Here is a 20,568-nt window from a genome sequence, read left to right as displayed (position 1 = left end):
AAGCACAGACTGAAAGAGAGTCAGGCGACATGGCGGGACAAAAAATCCGCATCCGGCTGAAGTCATATGACCACGAGGTCATTGATGTTTCAGCACGGAAGATCGTTGAGACGGTCACGCGCGCAGGCGCAACTGTAGTTGGCCCCGTGCCGCTGCCGACGGAGAAGAACGTTTACTGCGTAATCCGCTCTCCGCACAAGTACAAGGACAGCCGCGAGCACTTCGAAATGCGCACGCACAAGCGTCTTATCGACATCATCGATCCCACGCCGAAGGCTGTTGACTCGCTCATGCGTCTCGACCTGCCGGCAGACGTGAACATCGAAATCAAGCTGTAGGGAGGTGCTGAGAGACTATGACCGCAACCCGTAACGTAAAGGGCCTGCTGGGCACGAAGCTCGGCATGACCCAGGTCTGGGACGAGAACAACAAGCTCATCCCCGTCACTGTGGTCCAGGCAGATTCGAACGTCATCACCCAGCTGCGCAACGCAGAAGCTGATGGCTACGTAGCCGTACAGATCGGCTACGGCCAGATCGATCCCCGCAAGGTCACCAAGCCGCTGGCTGGTCACTTTGAGAAGGCAGGCGTCACGCCTCGCCGCCACGTCGTCGAACTCCGTACCGCAGATGCTGCCGAGTACGAGCTGGGCCAGGAGCTCTCCGTAGAGGTCTTCGAAGCCGGCCAGAAGATCGACGTCATCGGCACCACCAAGGGTAAGGGCTTCGCCGGTGTTATGAAGCGTCACGGCTTCCACGGCGTTGGAGCTTCCCACGGTGCCCACAAGAACCACCGTAAGCCCGGTTCAATCGGTGGCGCATCCACCCCGAGCCGCGTCTTCAAGGGCATGAAAATGGCCGGCCGCATGGGCGCCGTTCGTCACACCACGCTGAACCTCACGGTCCACGCGGTTGACGTCGAGAAGTCGCTGCTCCTTATCAAGGGTGCCGTTCCCGGCGCCCGCGGCCAGGTCGTCCTCGTACGCACCGCCGTGAAGGGAGCCTAGTTCAATGGCTAACACTGTCCAGGTTGACCTGCCTGCAGAGATCTTCGACGTACAGACCAACGTGCCGCTGCTGCACCAGGTTGTCGTAGCCCAGCTCGCTGCTGCTCGCCAGGGTACCCACAAGACCAAGACCCGCGCTGAAGTTTCCGGTGCAGGACGCAAGCCGTTCAAGCAGAAGGGTACCGGCCGCGCCCGTCAGGGTTCCATCCGTGCTCCTCACATGACCGGCGGTGGCATTGTCCACGGTCCCACCCCGCGTGACTACAGCCAGCGCACCCCCAAGAAGATGATTGCTGCTGCACTGCGCGGCGCACTGTCCGACCGGGCGCGTAACGGACGCATCCACGTTGTTGCTGAACTGGTTGAGGGCACCAAGCCTTCCGCCAAGACTGCACTCGCAACCCTGCGCGGCGTTTCCGACCGCAAGAACCTGCTGGTTGTCATCGAGCGCGCCAACGACGTTGCTGCACTGTCCGTGCGCAACCTCGCCGGTGTTCACGTTCTGTACGCAGACCAGCTGAACACCTACGACGTTCTCGTGTCTGATGACGTTGTCTTCACCAAGGCTGCCTACGAAGCATTCGTTGCCGGCAAGGCAGTGGCAAAGAACGAGGAGGATGCCAAGTGAGTGCAGCCACCATCAAGGATCCCCGCGACGTCGTGCTTGCACCCGTCGTGTCGGAAAAGAGCTACGGCCTGATCGACGAGGGCAAGTACACCTTCCTGGTGGACCCCCGGTCGAACAAGACCGAGATCAAGCTGGCCGTGGAGAAGATCTTCTCCGTCAAGGTCGAATCGATCAACACCATCAACCGTGCCGGTAAGCGCAAGCGCACCAAATTCGGATGGGGTACCCGCAAGAACACCAAGCGTGCGATTGTCACCCTCAAAGAAGGCACTATCGACATCTTCGGCGGTCCGCTCGCGTAGCGGAGACCACTTTAACGAGGAAATAAATTATGGGAATCCGTAAATACAAGCCGACTACCCCGGGCCGTCGTGGCTCGAGCGTAGCGGACTTCATTGAAATCACGCGGTCGACGCCGGAAAAGTCGTTGGTACGTCCGTTGCCCAAAAAGGGCGGCCGTAACAACACCGGTAAGATCACCACCCGTCACAAGGGTGGCGGACACAAGCGCCAGTACCGTCTGATCGACTTCCGTCGCCACGACAAGGACGGCGTCAACGCCCGCGTTGCTGAAATTGAGTACGATCCGAACCGTACGGCTCGCATCGCCCTCCTGCACTACGTTGATGGCACCAAGCGTTACATCATCGCGCCGAACAAGCTGGCCCAGGGTGACATGGTGGAAGCAGGTGCCAACGCTGACATCAAGCCTGGCAACAACCTGCCGCTGCGCAACATCCCCGTGGGTACCGTTATCCACGCAGTTGAACTGCGTCCGGGTGGCGGCGCCAAGATGGGCCGGTCCGCCGGTGCATCCATCCAGCTCGTTGCCAAGGAAGGCCGTTTCGCCCAGCTGCGTCTGCCTTCCGGTGAAATCCGCAACGTTGACGTGCGCTGCCGCGCAACCGTCGGCGAGGTGGGCAACGCCGAGCAGTCGAACATCAACTGGGGCAAGGCCGGCCGTATGCGCTGGAAGGGCGTTCGCCCGACCGTCCGTGGTGTCGCCATGAACCCGGTTGACCACCCGCACGGTGGTGGCGAGGGCAAGACGTCCGGTGGACGTAACCCCGTCAACCCGAACGGTAAGCGGGAAGGCCGCACGCGCCGCCCGAACAAAGAGAGCGACAAGCTTATTGTGCGTCGTCGTCGTACTGGCAAGAACAAGCGATAGGAGCCTGGACACATGCCACGCAGCCTGAAAAAAGGTCCTTTCGTTGACCAGCACCTCTTTGTGAAGGTAGCCAGGGAAAACGAAAAGGGCACCAAGAACGTCATCAAGACCTGGTCCCGCCGTTCGATGATCATCCCCGACATGCTCGGGCACACGATCGCCGTACACGACGGACGCAAGCACATCCCGGTGTTTGTCACTGAGTCGATGGTCGGGCACAAGCTCGGCGAATTCGCTCCCACGCGGACATTCCGCGGCCATGTCAAGGACGACCGTAAGGGCAAGCGCCGCTAGGCGCCTGCACTTACGTCAAAGACGAGAGAAGGAAAGCAATGGAAGCCAAGGCAATTGCGCGCCACATCCGCGTAACGCCTATGAAGGCCCGGCGCGTCGTCAACCTTGTTCGTGGTTTGCAAGCGAATGAGGCTCTGGCAATTCTGAAGTTTGCCCCCCAGGCAGCTTCGGAGCCGGTATTCAAGGTAGTTCAGTCGGCAATCTCCAACGCCCGGGTCCTCGCGGACCGCGACGGCGTGGCGTTTGACGAAGGCGACCTCATCATCAGCGCAGCGTTTGTTGATGAAGGCCCGACCATGAAGCGGTTCCAGCCGCGTGCCCAGGGTCGTGCATTTCAGATCAAGAAGCGCACCAGCCACATCACCGTGGTAGTCGCTACCCCGGAGAAAGAGGAGGCTCGCTAAGTGGGACAGAAAGTAAACCCGCACGGGTTCCGACTCGGCATCACCACCGATCACGTATCGCACTGGTTCGCTGACAGCACCAAGGCCGGCCAGCGGTACAAGGACTTCGTTCGCGAAGACATCCGCATCCGCCAGCTCATGTCCACGGGCATGGAGCGCGCCGGTATCGCCAAGGTTGAGATCGAGCGCACCCGTGACCGTGTCCGCGTGGACATCCACACGGCCCGCCCCGGCATCGTCATCGGCCGCCGTGGAGCAGAAGCAGACCGCATCCGCGGCGAGCTCGAAAAGCTCACCGGCAAGCAGGTTCAGCTGAACATCCTCGAGGTCAAGAACCCCGAGATGGAAGCCCAGCTTGTTGCCCAGGGCGTTGCTGAGCAGCTGACCTCACGTGTGGCTTTCCGCCGCGCGATGAAGAAGGCCATGCAGTCCGCGCAGCGTGCAGGTGCCAAGGGCATCCGTATCGCCTGCTCCGGTCGACTGGGCGGCGCTGAAATGTCCCGCTCGGAGTTCTACCGCGAAGGCCGTGTGCCCCTGCACACCCTCCGCGCGAACATCGACTACGGCTTCTACGAAGCCAAGACCACCTTCGGCCGCATCGGCGTGAAGGTCTGGATCTACAAGGGTGACGTCACCGCCAAGGAACTGGCCCAGCAGGCCGCTTCCGCCCCGTCCCGCGGACGCTCCGGCGACCGTCCGGGCCGCCCGGGTGGCGCTGACCGTGGTGACCGCCGCCGTCGCAACGACCGTCCGGCCGCTGACGCAGCTCCTGCTGCCGAGGCTCCGGCAGCTGAAGCTGCAGCTCCGGCAGCAGCAGAAGGAGGACAGGCTTAAATGCTTATCCCACGTCGAGTCAAGCACCGTAAGCAGCACCACCCGGGTCGTTCCGGCGCTGCTACGGGTGGCACCAAGGTCACTTTCGGTGAGTACGGCATCCAGGCCCTGAGCCCGGCATACGTCACCAACCGTCAGATCGAGTCTGCCCGTATCGCGATGACCCGCCACATCAAGCGTGGCGGCAAGGTCTGGATCAACATCTACCCGGACCGTCCCCTGACCAAGAAGCCTGCCGAAACCCGCATGGGTTCCGGTAAGGGTTCACCGGAATGGTGGGTCGCAAACGTCAAGCCGGGTCGGGTTCTCTTCGAGATCTCCGGCGTCGAAGAATCGGTAGCACGCGAGGCCCTGCGCCTGGCAATCCACAAGCTCCCGTTGAAGGCACGCATTCTGCGTCGCGAAGGTGGTGAATAGAAATGGCAGTAGGATCCAAGGATCTGGCTCCCGCACAGCTGGACGGTTTCGACAACGAGCGTCTCGTTGAAGAACTCCGCAAGGCCAAGGAAGAGCTGTTCAACCTGCGTTTCCAGTCCGCCACCGGACAGCTGGAGAACCACGGCAGGCTGCGCGCGGTAAAGAAGGACATCGCCCGCATCTACACCGTTCTCCGTGAGCGCGAGCTGGGCATTCGTGCCGAGGTTGCCGCACCGGTTGTGGAAGCCAAGGAAGAAAAGAAGTCCAAGAAGGCAGCGACCAAGAAGGCCGACAAGGCTGAAACGGTTGAGACCGAGGAGGATGCCAAGTGAGTGAAAAGGACCAGAACGTGACGGAAACTGCTACCGCAGCCACGGCTGAGCAGCGCGGTTACCGCAAGACGCGTCGCGGCTACGTGGTTTCGGACAAGATGGAAAAGACCATCGTTGTCCAGGTCGAAGACCGCGTGAAGCACGCGCTGTACGGCAAGGTCATCCGCCGTACCTCCAAGGTCAAGGCCCACGACGAAGAGAACACCGCCGGCATCGGCGACCTCGTTGTCATCGCCGAGACCCGTCCACTGTCCGCCACCAAGAACTGGCGGCTCGTGGAAATCCTCGAGAAGGCCAAGTAGCACCTGCTGCTTCGGTAACCGGAAGCCCCCGCTCCCTTTGGGAAGCGGGGGCTTCCGCGTTAACGGCTGGACGGTGAGAGAGCGTCGGTGAAAAGGCGGCGGGGAGTGAGAGATCGTCGGTGAAAAGGCTGCAGGAAGTGAGAGAGCGTGCCGGCCTGCCGTGCACGACGGCGGCGTTGGGGTTTTTGGGGCATGCGGGGTAGTGGTGCCGAGGCAGGCCGAGAGGCTGCCCTGGATTGCGCCGTCGTTCCCTCTCAAACGCTCTCTCACTTATCGCAGGTATTGGACGAACGCTCTCTCAGTTACCGTCGCATTTTGAAGGACGCTTTATCACCTCACGTTGGTCAAGCTCAAGGAGTGAGAGAGCGTCGGTGAAAAGGCTGCAGGGAGTGAGAGAGCGTGCCGGCCTGCCGTGCACGACGGCGGCGCTCCGGGACTGGCGGGGGAGTGTCACCGAGGCGGGCAGAATGGAGGCTGCCGCGCGCGCCGCCGTCGTCCGTCTTGCAGGGGAGCGCCGGCGGTGATATGGGGTTGAACGGAAAACGTGCTAAGATTTTGAGTTTGTATGGCGCCTTTCGTGCGCCGACATCAAACCTCGTAAACAAGCGTGCCACAGCATAGTGCCCCCTTGCGCCCAGGATTCTCCTGGACCGGATGGGAGCAACTGCTTCTGGCACGGGAGTTTAGGCCTGGTCTGGCAAAATCCAGGCAGGTCAAGAGACACCCCGATCAACCGTTCCGCAAGGCTCATTCCGTAGGAAGATTTTCGGTCTGAGAACCGGCGCGACGCAAGGAGTAAATAGTGATTCAGCAGGAGTCGCGACTCAAGGTCGCCGACAACACGGGTGCTAAGGAAATCCTTACCATTCGCGTTCTCGGTGGATCTGGCCGTCGCTACGCAGGCATTGGCGACGTCATTGTCGCAACCGTCAAGGATGCAATCCCGGGCGGCAACGTAAAGAAGGGCGATGTTGTCAAGGCAGTCATCGTCCGTACCAAGAAGGAACGCCGCCGTGCGGATGGTTCCTACATCAAGTTTGACGAGAACGCAGCTGTGATCCTGAAGGGCGACGGTGACCCCCGCGGTACCCGTATCTTCGGACCGGTTGGTCGTGAACTCCGTGACAAGAAGTTCATGAAGATCGTTTCTCTGGCTCCGGAGGTGCTCTAGTCCATGGCTAAGATCAAGAAGGGTGACCTCGTTCAGGTCATCACTGGCGCCAAGGCTGAGCGCGGCGGCGACCGCGGCAAGCAGGGCAAGGTCCTGCGCGTGTTCCCCGACACCAACCGTGTGCTGGTCGAAGGCATCAACCGCGTAACCAAGCACACCAAGGTCGGTCAGTCGCAGCGCGGCACCAAGACCGGTGGCATCGAGGTTGTTGAAGCTTCGATCCACATCTCCAACGTGGCTCTGGTTGACCCGTCCACCAAGAAGCCCACCCGCGTCGGCTTCCGCACCGAAACCGTTGAGCGCAATGGCGTCCAGCGCGAAGTGCGTGTCCGCGTGGCCAAGAGCTCAGGGAAGGACATCTAATGACTGAGACTCTCGAGACTCCGGCAACGAAGATCGTTCCTCGTCTGAAGACCAAGTACGCCGATTCCATCAAGAGCACGCTCATTGAGGAATTCAAGTACGAAAACGTCAACCAGGTTCCGCGCCTCGTGAAGGTCGTTGTGAACATGGGTGTTGGAGATGCCGCCAAGGACTCCAAGCTGATCGACGGCGCTGTCCGCGACCTCACCCAGATCACCGGCCAGAAGCCGCAGGTAACCAAGGCCCGCAAGTCCATCGCACAGTTCAAGCTGCGCGAAGGCATGCCCATCGGCGCACACACCACCCTGCGTGGCGACCGCATGTGGGAATTCCTGGACCGTCTGGTCAGCCTCGCACTGCCCCGCATCAGGGACTTCCGTGGTCTCTCCGGCAAGCAGTTCGACGGTAACGGCAACTACACCTTCGGTCTGACCGAGCAGGTTATGTTCCACGAGATCGACCAGGACAAGATCGACCGCGTCCGCGGTATGGACATCACGGTTGTCACCACTGCCAAGACCGATGACGAAGGCCGCGCGCTGCTCAAGGCGCTTGGTTTCCCGTTCAAGGCCGAAGACTAATCTAACTACGTAAAAGGTCCGGCGGTCCGGCTGTAAAAAGCAGCACCGCGGAAACCGTTATGAGGAAGGGCAAGAGCCCACCATGACAATGACAGATCCTGTCGCAGACATGCTTACGCGTCTGCGCAATGCAAACTCGGCATACCACGATTCCGTGTCCATGCCGTACAGCAAGCTCAAGGCACGCGTTGCTGACATCCTCAAGGCCGAAGGCTTCATCGCCGGCTGGAAGGAAGAAGACGCAGAGGTTGGCAAGAAGCTGACCCTCGAGCTCAAGTTCGGACCGAACCGCGAGCGTTCAATCGCTGGTGTTCGCCGTATCTCCAAGCCGGGCCTGCGTGTTTACGCAAAGTCCACCAACCTGCCGCACGTGCTGGGTGGCCTGGGTGTCGCAATCCTGTCCACCTCTTCCGGCCTCCTGACTGACAAGCAGGCCGGCAAGAAGGGCGTGGGCGGCGAAGTCCTCGCTTACGTCTGGTAACGGGAAAGGAAGAGAATAATGTCACGTATTGGACGTCTCCCCATCACCGTTCCTGCCGGCGTTGAGGTCAAGGTTGACGGCTCTGTCGTCAGCGTCAAGGGTTCCAAAGGCGAGCTGAACCACACTGTGGCCAGCCCGATCGAGGTTTCCCTGGAAGCAGACACCCTGACTGTCGCCCGCCCGAACGACGAGCGCGCCTCCCGTTCACTCCACGGCCTGACCCGCACCCTGATCTCCAACATGATCGAGGGCGTTACCAAGGGCTACGAGAAGAAGCTTGAAATCGTCGGTACCGGTTACCGCGTTCAGGCCAAGGGATCTGACCTTGAGTTCGCTCTCGGTTACAGCCACCCGGTTAATGTCTCCGCACCGGAGGGCATCACCTTTGCAGTTGAGACCCCGACCAAGCTCTCTGTTTCAGGTATCAACAAGCAGCAGGTCGGCGAGGTTGCTGCCAACATTCGCAAGCTGCGGAAGCCGGACCCCTACAAGGGCAAGGGCATCCGTTACGCCGGCGAAGTCATCCGCCGCAAGGTCGGAAAGGCTGGTAAGTAACCATGGCCATCTCAATTAACAAGAAGCGTACGAACAAGAGCAAGTCTGCTTCGCGCAGCCGCCGCCAGCTTCGTATCCGTAAGCGCATCTCCGGTACGGCTGTACGTCCTCGTCTGGTCGTCAACCGTTCCGCACGCCACGTATTCGTCCAGGTTGTCGATGACACCAAGGGCCTGACCGTAGCGAGCGCCTCCACTCTGGAAGCCGACCTTCGTGTATTCGACGGCGACAAGACTGCCAAGGCCAAGCGCGTTGGCGAACTCGTCGCTGAGCGTGCCAAGGCTGCCGGTATCGAAGCTGTTGTCTTCGACCGCGGTGGTAACAAGTACCACGGCCGGATTGCCGCCGTCGCTGACGGTGCACGTGAAGGTGGGCTGTCACTGTGACGGAAGCAAACAAGGAAAAGGACACTGTGTCTGCAGATCAGAAGGCTACTGAAGCCGTAGCTGCCGCTGAGACCACTGCCCCCGCAGCTGCCGACGACCGCCGTGGCGGCGCTCGTCGCGGCGAGCGTGGCGACCGTGGCCAGGGCCGCGGCGACCGTGGTGGCCGTGGCGGCCGCGACGGCGGCCGTGAAGCCGAGAAGAGCCAGTTCGTAGAGCGCGTCGTCACCATCAACCGCGTCTCCAAGGTGGTCAAGGGTGGTCGTCGCTTCAGCTTCACCGCCCTGGTCGTCGTCGGTGACGGCAACGGTATGGTCGGCGTTGGCTACGGCAAGGCTAAGGAAGTTCCTGCCGCAATCGCGAAGGGCGTAGAAGAGGCCAAGAAGTCCTTCTTCCGCGTTCCCCGCGTTGGCAGCAGCATCCCGCACCGCGTTCAGGGTGAGGCTGCTGCAGGCGTCGTTATGCTGCGTCCGGCTTCCGCCGGTACCGGTGTTATCGCCGGTGGCCCGGTCCGTGCAGTACTGGAGTGCGTGGGCATCCACGACATCCTCTCCAAGTCGCTCGGTTCCTCCAACGCCATCAACATCGTTCACGCGACCGTTGATGCCCTGAAGCGCCTCGAAGAGCCGGCAGCAGTGGCAGCACGCCGCGGCCTGCCCCTCGACGAGATCGCTCCGCCGGCACTGGTGAAGGCCCTCCTGAACCAGAAGGCGGGTGTCTAAGTCATGGCTAAGAACCTGATTCCCTCCGACACCCAGTTGGAGATCACTCAGATCAAGTCCGCCATTGGCGGCAAGCAGAACCAGCGCGACACCCTGCGGTCCCTCGGCCTGAAGCGGATCGGACACACCGTTGTCCGCACCGCCGACGCCGTGACCGTCGGAATGCTCAACACGGTTCCGCACCTGGTAAAGGTAGAGGAGGCGAAGTAAATGGCAGAGAACAATGCCGAAAAGGCACAGAGCGCGGCTGCTGAGAAGCAGAACGCCCTGAAGGTTCACCACCTGCGTCCCGCCCCGGGTGCCAAGACCGCCAAGACCCGCGTTGGTCGTGGTGAGGGATCCAAGGGTAAGACCGCCGGTCGTGGTACGAAGGGTACTGCAGCCCGCTACCAGGTCAAGGCTGGCTTTGCCGGCGGCCAGCTGCCGCTGCACATGCGCCTGCCGAAGCTGCGCGGCTTCAAGAACCCGTTCCGGGTTGAGTTCCAGGTTGTAAACCTGGACAAGCTCAACGAGCTGTTCCCGGAAGGTGGCGCAGTCACCGTGGAGAACCTGGTCGAAAAGGGTGCAGTTCGCAAGAACCAGCCCGTCAAGGTGCTGGGCACCGGCGACATCACCGTCAAGGTTGACGTCACCGCCCACGCATTCTCGGCCAGCGCCGCTGAAAAGATTGCTGCAGCAGGCGGAAGCACCACCGCGCTCTAGAGCCGGTGGGCGCCAAGCCCGTTGTTGAACTCCCGGTCTCCGGGGCTAAGGCCCTGGAGACCGGGAGTTTTTCACATCCGCCGGGCGTATTTTTCGCGCCACCTGCCGCTTGCGCACGTCCACGGATTGTTCGCACGGCACATCCAACCGTTAGACTCGGTTGTTGGGATTTATAGATCCCCATCACACCACTCTTATTTACCACCAGGAGGACGCTTGCTTAGCGCATTTGGCCGGGCCTTTCGCACGCCTGATCTGCGACGCAAGTTGTTGTTCACGCTGGCAATCATCACCATCTTCCGCTTGGGTGCCTTCATTCCCTCGCCAGGTGTGGACTACCAGAATGTCCAGCAATGCTTGCAGAACGGTCAGACCGCCGGTGGCCTGTACCAGCTCGTTAACCTGTTCAGCGGCGGCGCGTTGCTCCAGGTGTCCATCTTCGCCCTGGGCATCATGCCCTACATCACGGCAAGCATCATCGTCCAGCTGCTCCGGGTGGTCATTCCCCGGTTCCAGCAGCTGTACGAAGAGGGAGCGTCCGGGCAGTCCAAGCTGACCCAGTACACGCGCTACCTCACCATCGCCCTGGGCCTGCTGAACGCCACCACGCTGGTTTCCCTGGCGCGGTCCGGGCAACTCCTGCCCGGCTGCAACCTGCCGATCATCCCGGACAGCAGCGTCATCACCACCATCCTGATCATCATCACCCTGACGGCCGGCACCGGCCTGATCATGTGGATGGGCGAGCTCGTCACCGAGAAGGGCGTGGGCAACGGCATGTCCCTGCTCATCTTCACGTCCATCGCGGCCACGTTCCCCACCTCCCTCGGCGCCATCTGGAGCTCGCAGGGACCCGGAACGTTCTTTATGGTCCTCGCCATAGGCCTGCTGACAGTGGCCCTGGTCGTGTTCGTTGAGCAGTCCCAGCGCCGGGTCCCCGTACAGTACGCCAAGCGGATGATCGGCCGCCGCACTGTGGGCGGCACCAGCACGTACATCCCCATCAAGGTCAACATGGCGGGCGTGATCCCGGTGATCTTCGCTTCGTCCATGCTTTACCTGCCCGGCCTGATCTCGCAGTTCAACCAGCCCAAAGCCGGCGAGCAGATCCAGCCGTGGGTGGAATGGATCAACAACAACCTGGTCCGCGGCGACCAGCCGATCTACATGGTGCTTTACTTCGCCATGATCGTTTTCTTTACCTACTTCTACGTTGCGATCACCTTCAACCCTGAAGAGGTCTCGGACAACATGAAGAAGTACGGCGGCTTCATTCCAGGTATCCGCGCGGGCAAACCCACCGCTGACTACCTGCAGTACGTGCTGTCCCGGATCACCCTGCCCGGCGCCCTGTACCTGGGCTTCGTGGCATTGATCCCGCTGGTGGCACTGGTACTGATCAACGCAAACCAGAACTTCCCGTTCGGTGGCACCTCGATCCTGATCATGGTGGGCGTTGGTTTGGAGACCGTCAAGCAGATTGATGCGCAGCTACAACAACGTCACTACGAAGGGCTTTTGCGATGACGAGAATGCTGATTATTGGACCTCCCGGTTCCGGAAAAGGAACGCAGGCGGAACGGATTTCGGAGCGCCTCGGCGTTGTGGCGATCTCCACCGGCGATATCTTCCGTGCAAACGTAAAGGGCGAAACGCCGCTTGGCATTGAGGCCAAGAAGTTCATGGACGCCGGCGACTTCGTTCCGGACAGCGTGACCAACAAGATGGTGCGCGACCGGCTCAACGAGTCCGACGTCGAGGGCGGCTTTCTGCTGGACGGCTACCCGCGCACCACCGCGCAGGTGGACTACCTCGACGAGATCCTTGCCAAAGGCGAAGAGAAGCTCGACGTCGTCCTGCAGCTGACTGCCGACGACGAGGAACTGGTGCACCGCCTCCTGGGCCGTGCCAAGGAAACCGGCCGGAGCGACGACAACGAAGCCGTCATCCGCCACCGCCTTGACCTGTACCACGAGCAGACCGAAGCCGTAGTGGCCAAGTACGCCGAACGCGGCATCCTCACCCAGGTGGACGGCATCGGCCCCATCGACGAGGTCACCGACCGCGTGATGCAGGCCATCAAGGCCGCCCAGGCAGCCTGATCCAGGCACAGCTTTTCCGAGGCTCCTCCCGGTAATCGGGAGGAGCCTCAGCCATTTGAAAGGAAACACCCATGGCCTTTGGCCAGCCCCGCATCGAATACAAGACCAACGCCCAGATGCGCACCATGCACGAAGCAGGCCTGGTCCTCAGCCGTGCCTTGGACGCCGCCGTGGCAGCAGCCGTTCCCGGCGTCACCACCAAGCACCTGGACGACGTTTTCGCGGCCGTCCTGAACGACGCCGGCGCCAAGTCCAACTTCCTTGGCTACCACGGCTTCCCGGCCACCATCTGCACCTCGGTGAACGAGGAGGTGGTGCACGGGATCCCCGGCAGCCGTGTCCTCCGTGAGGGCGACATCATCTCGATCGACGGCGGCGCGATCGTCAACGACTGGCACTCCGACTCCGCCCGGACGGTCGTCGTGGGCACCGCGGACCCCGAGGACCAGCGCCTCTCGGACGTAACCCGGGCGGCCATGTGGCGGGGTATCGCGGCACTGGCCAAGGGCAAGCACGTGGGTGACATCGGTGCTGCCATCGACGACTACGTTTCGTCCGTGCCGGGCAAACCGCTGGGCATCCTTGAGGACTACGTGGGGCACGGCATCGGCTCGGAGATGCACATGGCCCCGGACGTACTGAACTACCGCACCAGCCACAGAGGCCCGAGAATCCGCCCGGGCCTCTGCCTCGCGATCGAGCCAATGCTCGTGCGGGGCAGCATCGACACCGCGGTGCTGGAGGACGACTGGACCGTGGTCACCACGGACGGCCAGCGCTCCTGCCAGTGGGAGCACTCCGTTGCAGTCCACGACAAGGGCATCTGGGTGCTGTCAGCGCCCGACGGCGGCGCGGAGCACCTGGTGCCCCTTGGCGTCACCCCCGTCCCCATCCCGTAGCAAAGTAGGTCGCAGTTGTTGTCGTTCTGGGCGCCCAAAACGACAACAACTGCGAGCCAGTTGGGGGAGGGGGAACAATGGGGGCCATGGGAGCAATCACCGATGTGCCCGGGGTCCGGGTCGGCCACGCACAGAAGACCGACGACGGCTGGCTGACCGGCGTGACAGTAGTCCTGCCGCCGCCCGGCACCGTCGGTTCGGTGGACGTCCAGGGCGGCGGGCCGGCCACCCACGAAACCGATGCCCTTGACCCCACCACCCTGGTCAGTGAAGTGGACGCCGTGGTGCTCACCGGCGGCAGCGCCTACGGCCTCGCATCCGCCTTGGGCGCCCAGCGCTGGTGCGAGGAGAACAATCGGGGCTTCGCAGTTCCCGGGGGAGTGGTGCCGATCGTCCCCGCGGCCGCGATCTTCGACCTCGGCCGCGGCGGTGACTTCTCAGCGCGCCCGACGCCGGACATGGGCTACGCCGCAACTGCCGCCGCGGCTGCAGAGAAGGATAGGCACGACGTCGGACGCGGCAACATCGGAGCCGGCACCGGCGCACTCCTCGCCCGTACCTACAAGGGCGGGATTGGCACCGCGTCGTCGATCACCCTGGAGAACGGGGCAGTGGTCGGGGCCCTTGCCGTCGTCAACGCCCTGGGGCTGCCGGTGGTTGAGCATTCCGTTCTCCGGGAGTCGGTAGTACAGCCAGGCACGCCCCTGAACACCACCCTCGTCGTCGTCGCCACCAACGCAGTTCTTGACGTGGCCGAGTGCAAGCGGACCGCCTCGGCTGCCCATGCCGGGATCGCCCGGGCCCTGAACCCGTCCCACACCCTGGCCGATGGCGATGTTGTCTTTTGCCTCGCAACCGGGGCGGTGCACCTGGACCGGACAGACGAAGCTGCCCGGCAGCTCAGCCTCATCACACTGCAGAGTGCGGCAGCCGACGTCGTACGCCTGGCCATCCTTGACGGCGTGGCCAGTGCCAGCGCCGTGAGTACTCCCGGCGGCGATTATGGTGTGTTCGGCGCCGGGTAGGTTACTATTGCCGATTTAACTTTTGCCGCGGGACAGAGTAGTGTTGCTTGTTGGTTGTCTGGACTGCCACGCCCTTTTGGGGCCTGGAACCGGCAATCGATCCAACAAAAACGTTCGTGGTCATGCCCGGTGCAATCCGGCAGGACGGCGGCAACAACAGTTAGCGGAGGGTATGGCCAAGAAGGACGGGGTCATTGAGATCGAAGGCGTTGTGACCGAGGCGCTGCCTAACGCGATGTTTCGCGTTGAGCTCACCAACAAGCACATCGTACTGGCACACATCTCTGGAAAGATGCGTCAGCACTACATCAGGATCCTCCCGGAGGACCGCGTAGTGGTGGAGCTGAGCCCGTACGACCTCACTCGTGGTCGTATCGTCTACCGCTACAAGTAAATTGCTGGGCGGCTTCGGTGTGAACTGATCGCCGCTCCAGTTGACCAACTGTTACACGCAAAGGAATGCCATGAAGGTCAAGCCGAGCGTCAAGCAGATCTGCGAAAAGTGCAAAGTGATCCGCCGTAATGGCCGGGTCATGGTGATCTGCGAGAACCCGCGCCACAAGCAGCGCCAGGGCTAATTTCCTTCCCTGAAGGAAATCCTGGGTTGCTAACCCACGCAAGTAAATAAAGGCAGCACAAGCTGATCTGGAACATTGAGCTCGAAAGAGTCCGGACAGCTAACCCCCGGTCGGAGGCTGGGGCCGCACAGAACGTGCGGGTGTACTGCCTACGACCTCCGGTTTATTCAAGGAGTACTGCCACTATGGCTCGTCTCGCTGGCGTAGACATTCCCCGCGAAAAGCGGTTGGAAATTGCGCTTACTTACATCTACGGCGTGGGCAAGACCCGTGCACACGAAACCCTGGCTGCCACTGGCATCAGCGCTGACGTTCGCGTCAAGGACCTGACTGATGCACAGCTGGTTGAGCTGCGTGACTACATTGAAGGCAACTACAAGGTTGAGGGTGACCTTCGCCGCGAAGTAGCAGCAGATATCCGCCGCAAGGTTGAAATCGGCAGCTACGAAGGCCTGCGCCACCGCAAGGGCCTGCCCGTACGCGGACAGCGTACGAAGACCAACGCCCGTACCCGCAAGGGCCCGAAGCGCACCGTCGCCGGCAAGAAGAAGGCCCGTTAATCCCGGCCGGGATTAACGGTACTTTCCCCAATAACTTTCTGTAGGAGAAATAATGCCCCCGAAGACTCGTGGCGCGGTTCGCAAGCCGCGTAAGAAGGACAAGAAGAATATCGCGCTGGGCCAGGCGCACATCAAGAGCACGTTCAACAACACCATCGTTTCCATCACGGATCCGAGCGGCGCTGTTATCTCCTGGGCTTCCTCAGGTGAGGTTGGCTTCAAGGGCTCGCGTAAGTCCACCCCGTTCGCAGCGCAGATGGCTGCCGAAGCTGCTGCCAAGCGTGCCCAGGAGCACGGCATGCGCAAGGTTGACGTTTTCGTCAAGGGACCGGGTTCCGGACGCGAAACCGCGATCCGTTCGCTGCAGGCCGCAGGCCTCGAGGTTGGCTCCATCCAGGACGTCACCCCCGCTGCGCACAACGGCTGCCGCCCGCCGAAGCGCCGCCGCGTCTAAGGCTTTCGACGCCGCCTGAGCTTGCCCGGACCGTTGACGGTCCGGGCAAGCCCAGCGCGTTAAGTCTTCAGACCACATTTCCACCACCTGTGTTGCGTCATATAGCGGATGCTCGCCGAAAGGAAACCTAAGTGCTCATTGCACAGCGCCCCACCCTCTCCGAAGAGGTAGTCTCCGAAAACCGTTCGCGCTTCATCATTGAACCGCTGGAACCGGGCTTCGGCTACACCCTCGGAAACTCCCTCCGCCGTACCCTGCTCTCCTCCATCCCCGGTGCCGCTGTAACCAGCATCCGGATCGATGGCGTGCTGCACGAGTTCACCACGGTTCCGGGTGTCAAGGAAGATGTCACTGAGATCATCCTGAACATCAAGAGCCTGTCGGTCTCCTCCGAGCACGATGAGCCGGTTGTCGCTTACCTGCGCAAGCAGGGCCCCGGAGTCGTCACCGCCGCGGACATCGCTCCGCCGGCCGGCGTCGAATTCCACAACCCGGATCTGCACATCGCCACGCTGAACTCGAAGGGCAAGTTCGAACTCGAACTGACCATCGAGCGCGGCCGCGGCTACGTTTCGGCAGCTCAGAACAAGTCCGGCGACGCAGAGATCGGCCGTATCCCGGTCGACTCCATCTACTCGCCGGTGCTGAAGGTTACTTTCCGCGTGGAAGCAACCCGTGTTGAGCAGCGCACCGACTTCGACAAGCTGATTGTCGACGTCGAGACCAAGCAGGCCATCGCCCCGCGCGATGCCGTCGCTTCCGCAGGCACCACCCTGGTGGAGCTCTTCGGTCTGGCACGTGAGCTGAACACCGCAGCTGAAGGTATCGAGATCGGCCCGTCACCCACCGACGCTGCCCTGGCAGCCGACATGGCCCTGCCGATCGAGGATCTGGACCTCACCGTCCGTTCCTACAACTGCCTCAAGCGTGAGGGCATCCACACCGTGGGTGAACTCGTTGCCCGCTCCGAGGCTGACCTGATGGACATCCGCAACTTCGGTGCAAAGTCCATTGACGAGGTCAAGGCAAAGCTGGTTGAACTGGGCCTGTCCCTCAAGGACTCGCCTCCCGGTTTTGACCTCGCAGCACGCGCCGCAGCAATCGAAGAGGACGACGCCGCCTTCGGCGACGACGAACTCTAAACCAGACCTTGGCCGCGGGCCGGGCACCATGGTGTGCACAGCCCACGGCTTCCATTTGAGGAGAAACAATTATGCCTACCCCCACTAAGGGTCCGCGCCTCGGAGGCGGCCCGGCTCACGAGCGCCTCATGCTCGCGAACCTGGCAGCAGCACTGTTCGAGCACAAGCGGATCACCACCACGGTGACCAAGGCCAAGCGCCTGAAGCCGTACGCAGAGCGCCTGGTGACTTTCGCCAAGCGTGGCGACCTCGCTTCCCGCCGCCGCGTGCTCGGCCTGATCAGCAACAAGGGCGTCGTCCACGAGCTGTTCACCGACATCGCCCAGGCTGTGGAGAACCGCGATGGCGGCTACACCCGCATCACCAAGATCGGCAACCGCAAGGGCGACAACGCTCCCATGGCTGTCATCGAGCTCGTCCTTGAGCCCGTTTCAGCCAAGCAGGCCGTAGTAGCTGAAGCTACCGCGGCTGCCAAGCGCGATGCAGACAAGGCTGCTCCGGCTGCTGAGGAAGCTCCCGAAGCTGAGGTTGTCGAGACTGAAGCAGCAGAAGCACCGGCCGCTGAGGAAGCACTGGCTCCCGAGACCGCCGCTGCAGCCGAAGAGGCTCCGGCCGCTGAGGAAGCTGCTGAAGCTCCGGCTGCCGAGGAGAAGGACGCGAAGTAATTCGCTGATTTCCTTGGCATAGACTTGAGTCTATGAACCACCAAAAACCCGCGGCCCCCGTTATGGGGGGCGGCGGGTTTTTGCGTATCCGGCTTGATCTGTCCTACGACGGCGGCCCCTTCAGCGGGTGGGCCTTGCAGCCAGGGCTGCGGACCGTCCAGGGCGTCCTCGAGGAGGCGTTGCATCTGCTGGTCCGGCGGCCCGTCCGCGTCACCGTTGCCGGACGCACCGACGCGGGGGTGCACGCCCGCGGCCAAGTGGTGCACCTGGACCTCACGGACGCCGAGTGGCTGGAACTGCCGCGCGGTCACGAACTGGATCCCGCCGTCGCCATGCTCCGCAGGATACGCGGCGCGCTGAGCCGGGTGCTCGGTGACCTCACCGGGGCGGTGGAGGTGCACCGGATCGCGGTGGCGCCGCCAGGTTTCGACGCCAGGTTCTCGGCCCTGTGGCGGCGCTACAGCTACCGCATTGCCGACGGCCCCGCACTGTGGGACCCGCTGGGCCGGTACTCGACGCTGTGGTACAAGAACCCGCTGGATGTTTCCTTGCTGAATGAGGGCGCTGCCAAGCTGCTGGGGCTGCAGGACTTCCTGTCCTTCTGCAAGCCCCGCGAGGGAGCCACCACCCTCCGTGAGCTGCAGCGTTTTGAGTTCGCCCGGGCTGAAGACGGCGTCATCGTGGCCACCATCCAGGCTGACGCTTTCTGCCACAACATGGTGCGTGCCCTGATCGGTTCTGCGCTGTACGTGGGGGAGGGCGCGGAGGAGCCGGGCTGGCTTTACGGGCGGCTGTTGGCCAGGAAGCGTGATGCCAGGTCCGTGCTGGCGGCACCGCACCCGCTGGTGCTGGAGGAAGTGGCGTACCCGTCCGACGGCGAGTTGCTGGCCCGTGCGGAGCTCACCCGCGCGCGGCGCGAGTAGCTAGTTGTGCGCTCCGAAGGCTAGAACGACGGCGGGGGGCCCTCGGCCGGGAGGGTCAGGGTGAACGTGCTGCCTTGCCCCTGTCCGCTGGCGCACGTGATCTTGCCGCCGTGGCCTTCCACGATGGTCTTGGTGATGGACAGGCCCAGTCCCGCGCCGGCGATGGCCGCGCCCCTGGCGGCCTCCGTCCGGTAGAAGCGGTTGAAAACCCTGGCGGTGTCCTCGCTGCTGATTCCCATCCCGGTGTCGCTGACGCTGAGCTGCACCCACTCCCTGGTGCTGTGGGCGCTGATGCTGACGCTCCCGCCGTCGGGGGAGTACTTGATGGCGTTGGACACGAGGTTGTCCAAAGCCTGGCCGATCCGGAGCGGGTCCGCGTACGCCCACAGGGGTGAGGGAACGTCGGCAGTGAGCGAGATGTTCGCGTACTCCGCCTGTGCCTGCGCGGAGTCGATGCTGCTTTCCACGAGGCTGGCCAGGTCCGTCCGTTTGGGATGGACATTGAGTGCCGCGGAGGCAGAAGCTGACAGGTCCGCCACCAGCGCCAGCAGCCGTTCGGCGTTCCGCTGCACCACCAGCAATCGCTGGGCTAGCTGCGGCGGCAAGGCGGCGACGTCGTCGAGCACCAGGTCCACGTTGCCGATGATGGAATTGAGGGGCGTCTTGAACTCGTGCGTGACGTTGGAGACGAGTTCCTGGTTCGCCGCCAGCGCCTCAACCCAGCCGGTGACGTCACTGTAAGCGACAACAGCGCCGGTCAGCTGCCCGTCCTCACTCACCAGCGGCCGCGCCGCCGTCGAAATGGCCCGCTGCTCGGCACCCTCGCCCGCCCACACGAGGTAGTCGGCAAAGGACTCACCGGCAATGGCGCGGCTGATGGGGCGCTTTTCGGGTGGCAGCAGGGTCCGCCTGTCCTGCCCAAAGATCAGCTGGTGCCCGTGGCTGGGGACGGCGTCGTCGGCGCGGGTGGCCTCCCGGAAGTTGCGCTGCCGGTTGTTGGACACCAGCAGGCGGCCGGAACGGTCGACGGCGGCAATACCGACGTCGGTGGCATCAAGGACCGTCATGAGCAGCTTTTCACGTTCCCTGCTCTCGCGGAGCAGCTTGCGCAGCTCAATGTCCTTCTCCGCCAGCTCGCGCTGCTGCAGCCGGACGTGGACGCTGGCGAACCTGATGGCCAGGGACACCGAGAGCATCATCAGGGGAAAGAGGAAGGTGGTGGTGATATCCGAGGCCGTCAGGTTGGGGAACCGGCCGGCGAGCGAGGGCACCATGATGAGCATGGGGCCGAAGAAGCTCAGGACCAGGCTGCTGCGGGTGAGCATGCCGGAGGCAGAGAGCCAAATGACCGGGAACACCGCCAGCACGGCGAGGCCCGGGAGAAGGGGAGCAGCACCGTTGCGGAGCAGCCCGATCGCAACGAAGTCCAGGATGGGGATCAGCAGGTAGGGGCGGTGTGCCAGGCGCTCCCACGGTACGAGGAGACAGCCGAGCAAGAGCAGGACGGTCAGGACGATCCCGCCCATATACAGCGGATTGTGCAGCAACGCCGGCCAGGCAAAGGGAGTGGCAACGAAAAGGGCCGCCACGATCAAGGTCAGGGGCAGCTGGCACAGGGCAACCTGGGAACGCGGACCGAGCGTCTGGAAGAAGCGGGCGGGCCCCCGCGGGAAAAGGCGCTCAGCCATGGGACCTGCCAGGGCCGAGGAGCGAGCAATGGTTTCCCCGCAGATGCGCGCCTGTGTATCTATAAAGCAACCTGGCACGCATCCTTTCTATGCTCGATTCACTGTCCTTGTCATAATAATTGACTTTTCAAATGCATAGTTGAAAGAGATGTCATCAGCAGCCCTTGTCTGTAGCGTATAAAGGGT

At 62.5% G+C, this 20,568-nt stretch carries 33 protein-coding genes; 32 read left to right on the top strand and 1 reads right to left on the bottom strand.

The features are described 5' to 3' along the window. The first annotated feature begins 29 nt into the window (after nt 1–29). The 32 genes from rpsJ to AC5RTE_RS13735 all read left to right on the top strand — a co-directional run bounded on the left by rpsJ (nt 30) and on the right by AC5RTE_RS13735 (nt 18,694). Nucleotides 30–338 carry a 30S ribosomal protein S10 gene (gene rpsJ, locus AC5RTE_RS13890; RefSeq protein WP_003803825.1) on the top strand — a complete coding sequence of 103 codons (309 nt, stop codon included), beginning with the start codon at nt 30–32 and terminating at the stop codon, nt 336–338. A 17-nt stretch (nt 339–355) separates the two neighbouring features. Continuing rightward, nucleotides 356–1,006, top strand: coding sequence for a 50S ribosomal protein L3 (gene rplC, locus AC5RTE_RS13885; RefSeq protein WP_013601833.1), 651 nt, complete (start codon nt 356–358; stop codon nt 1,004–1,006). A gap of 4 nt (nt 1,007–1,010) precedes the next feature. Beyond that, nucleotides 1,011–1,634, top strand: a complete 624-nt coding sequence (gene rplD / locus AC5RTE_RS13880; RefSeq protein WP_493952914.1) for a 50S ribosomal protein L4 — start codon at nt 1,011–1,013, stop codon at nt 1,632–1,634. After that, on the top strand, nt 1,631–1,936 hold the full coding sequence (gene rplW / locus AC5RTE_RS13875) for a 50S ribosomal protein L23 (RefSeq protein ID WP_011692807.1): 306 nt from the start codon (nt 1,631–1,633) through the stop codon (nt 1,934–1,936). The genes rplD and rplW overlap by 4 nt, the downstream gene beginning before the upstream one ends. Before the next feature lie 29 nt (nt 1,937–1,965). Further along, nucleotides 1,966–2,805 carry a 50S ribosomal protein L2 gene (gene rplB / locus AC5RTE_RS13870; RefSeq protein WP_309073219.1) on the top strand — a complete coding sequence of 280 codons (840 nt, stop codon included), beginning with the start codon at nt 1,966–1,968 and terminating at the stop codon, nt 2,803–2,805. Between the two features lie 12 nt (nt 2,806–2,817). Beyond that, a complete protein-coding gene (gene rpsS, locus AC5RTE_RS13865; protein WP_003803803.1) occupies nt 2,818–3,099 on the top strand; it encodes a 30S ribosomal protein S19 in 282 nt (93 codons plus the stop codon). 38 nt (nt 3,100–3,137) lie between these two features. After that, nucleotides 3,138–3,503 carry a 50S ribosomal protein L22 gene (gene rplV / locus AC5RTE_RS13860; protein ID WP_306634843.1) on the top strand — a complete coding sequence of 122 codons (366 nt, stop codon included), beginning with the start codon at nt 3,138–3,140 and terminating at the stop codon, nt 3,501–3,503. Then, complete coding sequence (gene rpsC / locus AC5RTE_RS13855) at nt 3,504–4,337, top strand: 30S ribosomal protein S3 (protein ID WP_494041961.1); 834 nt, start codon at nt 3,504–3,506, stop codon at nt 4,335–4,337. After that, a complete protein-coding gene (rplP, locus tag AC5RTE_RS13850; RefSeq protein ID WP_050054315.1) occupies nt 4,338–4,754 on the top strand; it encodes a 50S ribosomal protein L16 in 417 nt (138 codons plus the stop codon). It abuts the gene before it with no gap. Between the two features lie 2 nt (nt 4,755–4,756). Continuing rightward, nucleotides 4,757–5,086: a 50S ribosomal protein L29 gene (rpmC, locus tag AC5RTE_RS13845; RefSeq protein ID WP_163161897.1), complete on the top strand. Its 330-nt coding sequence runs from the start codon at nt 4,757–4,759 to the stop codon at nt 5,084–5,086. Then, nucleotides 5,083–5,388 carry a 30S ribosomal protein S17 gene (gene rpsQ / locus AC5RTE_RS13840; RefSeq protein ID WP_091415064.1) on the top strand — a complete coding sequence of 102 codons (306 nt, stop codon included), beginning with the start codon at nt 5,083–5,085 and terminating at the stop codon, nt 5,386–5,388. The genes rpmC and rpsQ overlap by 4 nt, the downstream gene beginning before the upstream one ends. A 389-nt stretch (nt 5,389–5,777) precedes the next feature. Next, a complete protein-coding gene (locus AC5RTE_RS13835) occupies nt 5,778–5,912 on the top strand; it encodes a hypothetical protein (protein WP_494041960.1) in 135 nt (44 codons plus the stop codon). Nucleotides 5,913–6,190: 278 nt separating this feature from the next. Continuing rightward, nucleotides 6,191–6,559 carry a 50S ribosomal protein L14 gene (gene rplN, locus AC5RTE_RS13830; protein ID WP_009358299.1) on the top strand — a complete coding sequence of 123 codons (369 nt, stop codon included), beginning with the start codon at nt 6,191–6,193 and terminating at the stop codon, nt 6,557–6,559. 3 nt (nt 6,560–6,562) lie between these two features. Beyond that, nucleotides 6,563–6,922 (top strand): 50S ribosomal protein L24, encoded by a 360-nt coding sequence (rplX, locus tag AC5RTE_RS13825; RefSeq protein WP_494041959.1) that lies wholly within the window; start codon nt 6,563–6,565, stop codon nt 6,920–6,922. Further along, nucleotides 6,922–7,503: a 50S ribosomal protein L5 gene (gene rplE, locus AC5RTE_RS13820; RefSeq protein WP_494041958.1), complete on the top strand. Its 582-nt coding sequence runs from the start codon at nt 6,922–6,924 to the stop codon at nt 7,501–7,503. Before rplX ends, rplE begins: the two co-directional genes overlap by 1 nt. 82 nt (nt 7,504–7,585) lie before the next feature. Next, a complete protein-coding gene (gene rpsH / locus AC5RTE_RS13815) occupies nt 7,586–7,984 on the top strand; it encodes a 30S ribosomal protein S8 (RefSeq protein ID WP_494041957.1) in 399 nt (132 codons plus the stop codon). Between the two features lie 18 nt (nt 7,985–8,002). After that, nucleotides 8,003–8,539, top strand: a complete 537-nt coding sequence (gene rplF, locus AC5RTE_RS13810; RefSeq protein WP_387545494.1) for a 50S ribosomal protein L6 — start codon at nt 8,003–8,005, stop codon at nt 8,537–8,539. A 2-nt stretch (nt 8,540–8,541) separates the two neighbouring features. Then, entirely contained in the window at nt 8,542–8,925 is a 384-nt protein-coding gene (gene rplR, locus AC5RTE_RS13805) for a 50S ribosomal protein L18 (RefSeq protein ID WP_188727435.1), read from the top strand. Continuing rightward, nucleotides 8,922–9,644 (top strand): 30S ribosomal protein S5, encoded by a 723-nt coding sequence (gene rpsE, locus AC5RTE_RS13800; protein ID WP_494041956.1) that lies wholly within the window; start codon nt 8,922–8,924, stop codon nt 9,642–9,644. Before rplR ends, rpsE begins: the two co-directional genes overlap by 4 nt. A 3-nt stretch (nt 9,645–9,647) precedes the next feature. After that, nucleotides 9,648–9,854, top strand: coding sequence for a 50S ribosomal protein L30 (gene rpmD / locus AC5RTE_RS13795; protein ID WP_028269574.1), 207 nt, complete (start codon nt 9,648–9,650; stop codon nt 9,852–9,854). Then, a complete protein-coding gene (rplO, locus tag AC5RTE_RS13790; RefSeq protein WP_461187377.1) occupies nt 9,855–10,346 on the top strand; it encodes a 50S ribosomal protein L15 in 492 nt (163 codons plus the stop codon). Nucleotides 10,347–10,562: 216 nt separating this feature from the next. Then, the gene (secY, locus tag AC5RTE_RS13785; RefSeq protein ID WP_494041955.1) at nt 10,563–11,873 is read left to right on the top strand and encodes a preprotein translocase subunit SecY; all 1,311 of its coding nucleotides are present in this window, start codon (nt 10,563–10,565) and stop codon (nt 11,871–11,873) included. 5 nt (nt 11,874–11,878) lie between these two features. Further along, nucleotides 11,879–12,448, top strand: a complete 570-nt coding sequence (locus AC5RTE_RS13780) for an adenylate kinase (RefSeq protein WP_494042032.1) — start codon at nt 11,879–11,881, stop codon at nt 12,446–12,448. Between the two features lie 71 nt (nt 12,449–12,519). Beyond that, nucleotides 12,520–13,347 carry a type I methionyl aminopeptidase gene (gene map, locus AC5RTE_RS13775; protein WP_494041954.1) on the top strand — a complete coding sequence of 276 codons (828 nt, stop codon included), beginning with the start codon at nt 12,520–12,522 and terminating at the stop codon, nt 13,345–13,347. Between the two features lie 86 nt (nt 13,348–13,433). Then, complete coding sequence (locus AC5RTE_RS13770; RefSeq protein ID WP_494041953.1) at nt 13,434–14,372, top strand: P1 family peptidase; 939 nt, start codon at nt 13,434–13,436, stop codon at nt 14,370–14,372. 172 nt (nt 14,373–14,544) lie between these two features. Continuing rightward, entirely contained in the window at nt 14,545–14,766 is a 222-nt protein-coding gene (gene infA / locus AC5RTE_RS13765; RefSeq protein WP_009358723.1) for a translation initiation factor IF-1, read from the top strand. A 70-nt stretch (nt 14,767–14,836) separates the two neighbouring features. Continuing rightward, nucleotides 14,837–14,950 (top strand): 50S ribosomal protein L36, encoded by a 114-nt coding sequence (rpmJ, locus tag AC5RTE_RS13760; protein ID WP_009358722.1) that lies wholly within the window; start codon nt 14,837–14,839, stop codon nt 14,948–14,950. A 185-nt stretch (nt 14,951–15,135) separates the two neighbouring features. Further along, nucleotides 15,136–15,510, top strand: a complete 375-nt coding sequence (rpsM, locus tag AC5RTE_RS13755) for a 30S ribosomal protein S13 (RefSeq protein ID WP_003803743.1) — start codon at nt 15,136–15,138, stop codon at nt 15,508–15,510. A 52-nt stretch (nt 15,511–15,562) separates the two neighbouring features. Then, complete coding sequence (gene rpsK / locus AC5RTE_RS13750; protein ID WP_018760435.1) at nt 15,563–15,964, top strand: 30S ribosomal protein S11; 402 nt, start codon at nt 15,563–15,565, stop codon at nt 15,962–15,964. A gap of 131 nt (nt 15,965–16,095) precedes the next feature. After that, on the top strand, nt 16,096–17,106 hold the full coding sequence (locus tag AC5RTE_RS13745; protein ID WP_013601812.1) for a DNA-directed RNA polymerase subunit alpha: 1,011 nt from the start codon (nt 16,096–16,098) through the stop codon (nt 17,104–17,106). A gap of 71 nt (nt 17,107–17,177) precedes the next feature. Continuing rightward, complete coding sequence (rplQ, locus tag AC5RTE_RS13740) at nt 17,178–17,771, top strand: 50S ribosomal protein L17 (RefSeq protein ID WP_494041952.1); 594 nt, start codon at nt 17,178–17,180, stop codon at nt 17,769–17,771. Between the two features lie 32 nt (nt 17,772–17,803). Further along, complete coding sequence (locus AC5RTE_RS13735; RefSeq protein WP_494041951.1) at nt 17,804–18,694, top strand: tRNA pseudouridine synthase A; 891 nt, start codon at nt 17,804–17,806, stop codon at nt 18,692–18,694. A gap of 20 nt (nt 18,695–18,714) precedes the next feature. Here the strand turns inward: AC5RTE_RS13735 and AC5RTE_RS13730 are convergent, their stop codons facing one another. Continuing rightward, a complete protein-coding gene (locus AC5RTE_RS13730; protein WP_494041950.1) occupies nt 18,715–20,382 on the bottom strand; it encodes a sensor histidine kinase in 1,668 nt (555 codons plus the stop codon). Nucleotides 20,383–20,568: the final 186 nt, after the last annotated feature.

The sequence above is a fragment of the Arthrobacter sp. K41 genome (genome assembly GCF_059089645.1).
Note: the sequence above shows the minus strand (reverse complement) of the source record. Positions and strands in the feature narration are given on the sequence as shown.

What these genes read in the sequence shown, in the direction of transcription:
- rpsJ (WP_003803825.1), top strand. Translation starts at nt 30, where the DNA reads ATGGCGGGACAAAAAATCCGCATCCGGCTGAAGTCATATGACCACGAG.
- rplC (WP_013601833.1), top strand. Translation starts at nt 356, where the DNA reads ATGACCGCAACCCGTAACGTAAAGGGCCTGCTGGGCACGAAGCTCGGC.
- rplD (WP_493952914.1), top strand. Translation starts at nt 1,011, where the DNA reads ATGGCTAACACTGTCCAGGTTGACCTGCCTGCAGAGATCTTCGACGTA.
- rplB (WP_309073219.1), top strand. Translation starts at nt 1,966, where the DNA reads ATGGGAATCCGTAAATACAAGCCGACTACCCCGGGCCGTCGTGGCTCG.
- rpsS (WP_003803803.1), top strand. Translation starts at nt 2,818, where the DNA reads ATGCCACGCAGCCTGAAAAAAGGTCCTTTCGTTGACCAGCACCTCTTT.
- rplV (WP_306634843.1), top strand. Translation starts at nt 3,138, where the DNA reads ATGGAAGCCAAGGCAATTGCGCGCCACATCCGCGTAACGCCTATGAAG.
- rplP (WP_050054315.1), top strand. Translation starts at nt 4,338, where the DNA reads ATGCTTATCCCACGTCGAGTCAAGCACCGTAAGCAGCACCACCCGGGT.
- rpmC (WP_163161897.1), top strand. Translation starts at nt 4,757, where the DNA reads ATGGCAGTAGGATCCAAGGATCTGGCTCCCGCACAGCTGGACGGTTTC.
- rplX (WP_494041959.1), top strand. Translation starts at nt 6,563, where the DNA reads ATGGCTAAGATCAAGAAGGGTGACCTCGTTCAGGTCATCACTGGCGCC.
- rplE (WP_494041958.1), top strand. Translation starts at nt 6,922, where the DNA reads ATGACTGAGACTCTCGAGACTCCGGCAACGAAGATCGTTCCTCGTCTG.
- rpsH (WP_494041957.1), top strand. Translation starts at nt 7,586, where the DNA reads ATGACAATGACAGATCCTGTCGCAGACATGCTTACGCGTCTGCGCAAT.
- rplF (WP_387545494.1), top strand. Translation starts at nt 8,003, where the DNA reads ATGTCACGTATTGGACGTCTCCCCATCACCGTTCCTGCCGGCGTTGAG.
- rplR (WP_188727435.1), top strand. Translation starts at nt 8,542, where the DNA reads ATGGCCATCTCAATTAACAAGAAGCGTACGAACAAGAGCAAGTCTGCT.
- rpmD (WP_028269574.1), top strand. Translation starts at nt 9,648, where the DNA reads ATGGCTAAGAACCTGATTCCCTCCGACACCCAGTTGGAGATCACTCAG.
- rplO (WP_461187377.1), top strand. Translation starts at nt 9,855, where the DNA reads ATGGCAGAGAACAATGCCGAAAAGGCACAGAGCGCGGCTGCTGAGAAG.
- AC5RTE_RS13780 (WP_494042032.1), top strand. Translation starts at nt 11,879, where the DNA reads ATGCTGATTATTGGACCTCCCGGTTCCGGAAAAGGAACGCAGGCGGAA.
- map (WP_494041954.1), top strand. Translation starts at nt 12,520, where the DNA reads ATGGCCTTTGGCCAGCCCCGCATCGAATACAAGACCAACGCCCAGATG.
- AC5RTE_RS13770 (WP_494041953.1), top strand. Translation starts at nt 13,434, where the DNA reads ATGGGAGCAATCACCGATGTGCCCGGGGTCCGGGTCGGCCACGCACAG.
- infA (WP_009358723.1), top strand. Translation starts at nt 14,545, where the DNA reads ATGGCCAAGAAGGACGGGGTCATTGAGATCGAAGGCGTTGTGACCGAG.
- rpmJ (WP_009358722.1), top strand. Translation starts at nt 14,837, where the DNA reads ATGAAGGTCAAGCCGAGCGTCAAGCAGATCTGCGAAAAGTGCAAAGTG.
- rpsM (WP_003803743.1), top strand. Translation starts at nt 15,136, where the DNA reads ATGGCTCGTCTCGCTGGCGTAGACATTCCCCGCGAAAAGCGGTTGGAA.
- rpsK (WP_018760435.1), top strand. Translation starts at nt 15,563, where the DNA reads ATGCCCCCGAAGACTCGTGGCGCGGTTCGCAAGCCGCGTAAGAAGGAC.
- rplQ (WP_494041952.1), top strand. Translation starts at nt 17,178, where the DNA reads ATGCCTACCCCCACTAAGGGTCCGCGCCTCGGAGGCGGCCCGGCTCAC.
- AC5RTE_RS13735 (WP_494041951.1), top strand. Translation starts at nt 17,804, where the DNA reads ATGAACCACCAAAAACCCGCGGCCCCCGTTATGGGGGGCGGCGGGTTT.
- AC5RTE_RS13730 (WP_494041950.1), bottom strand. Translation starts at nt 20,382, where the DNA reads ATGGCTGAGCGCCTTTTCCCGCGGGGGCCCGCCCGCTTCTTCCAGACG.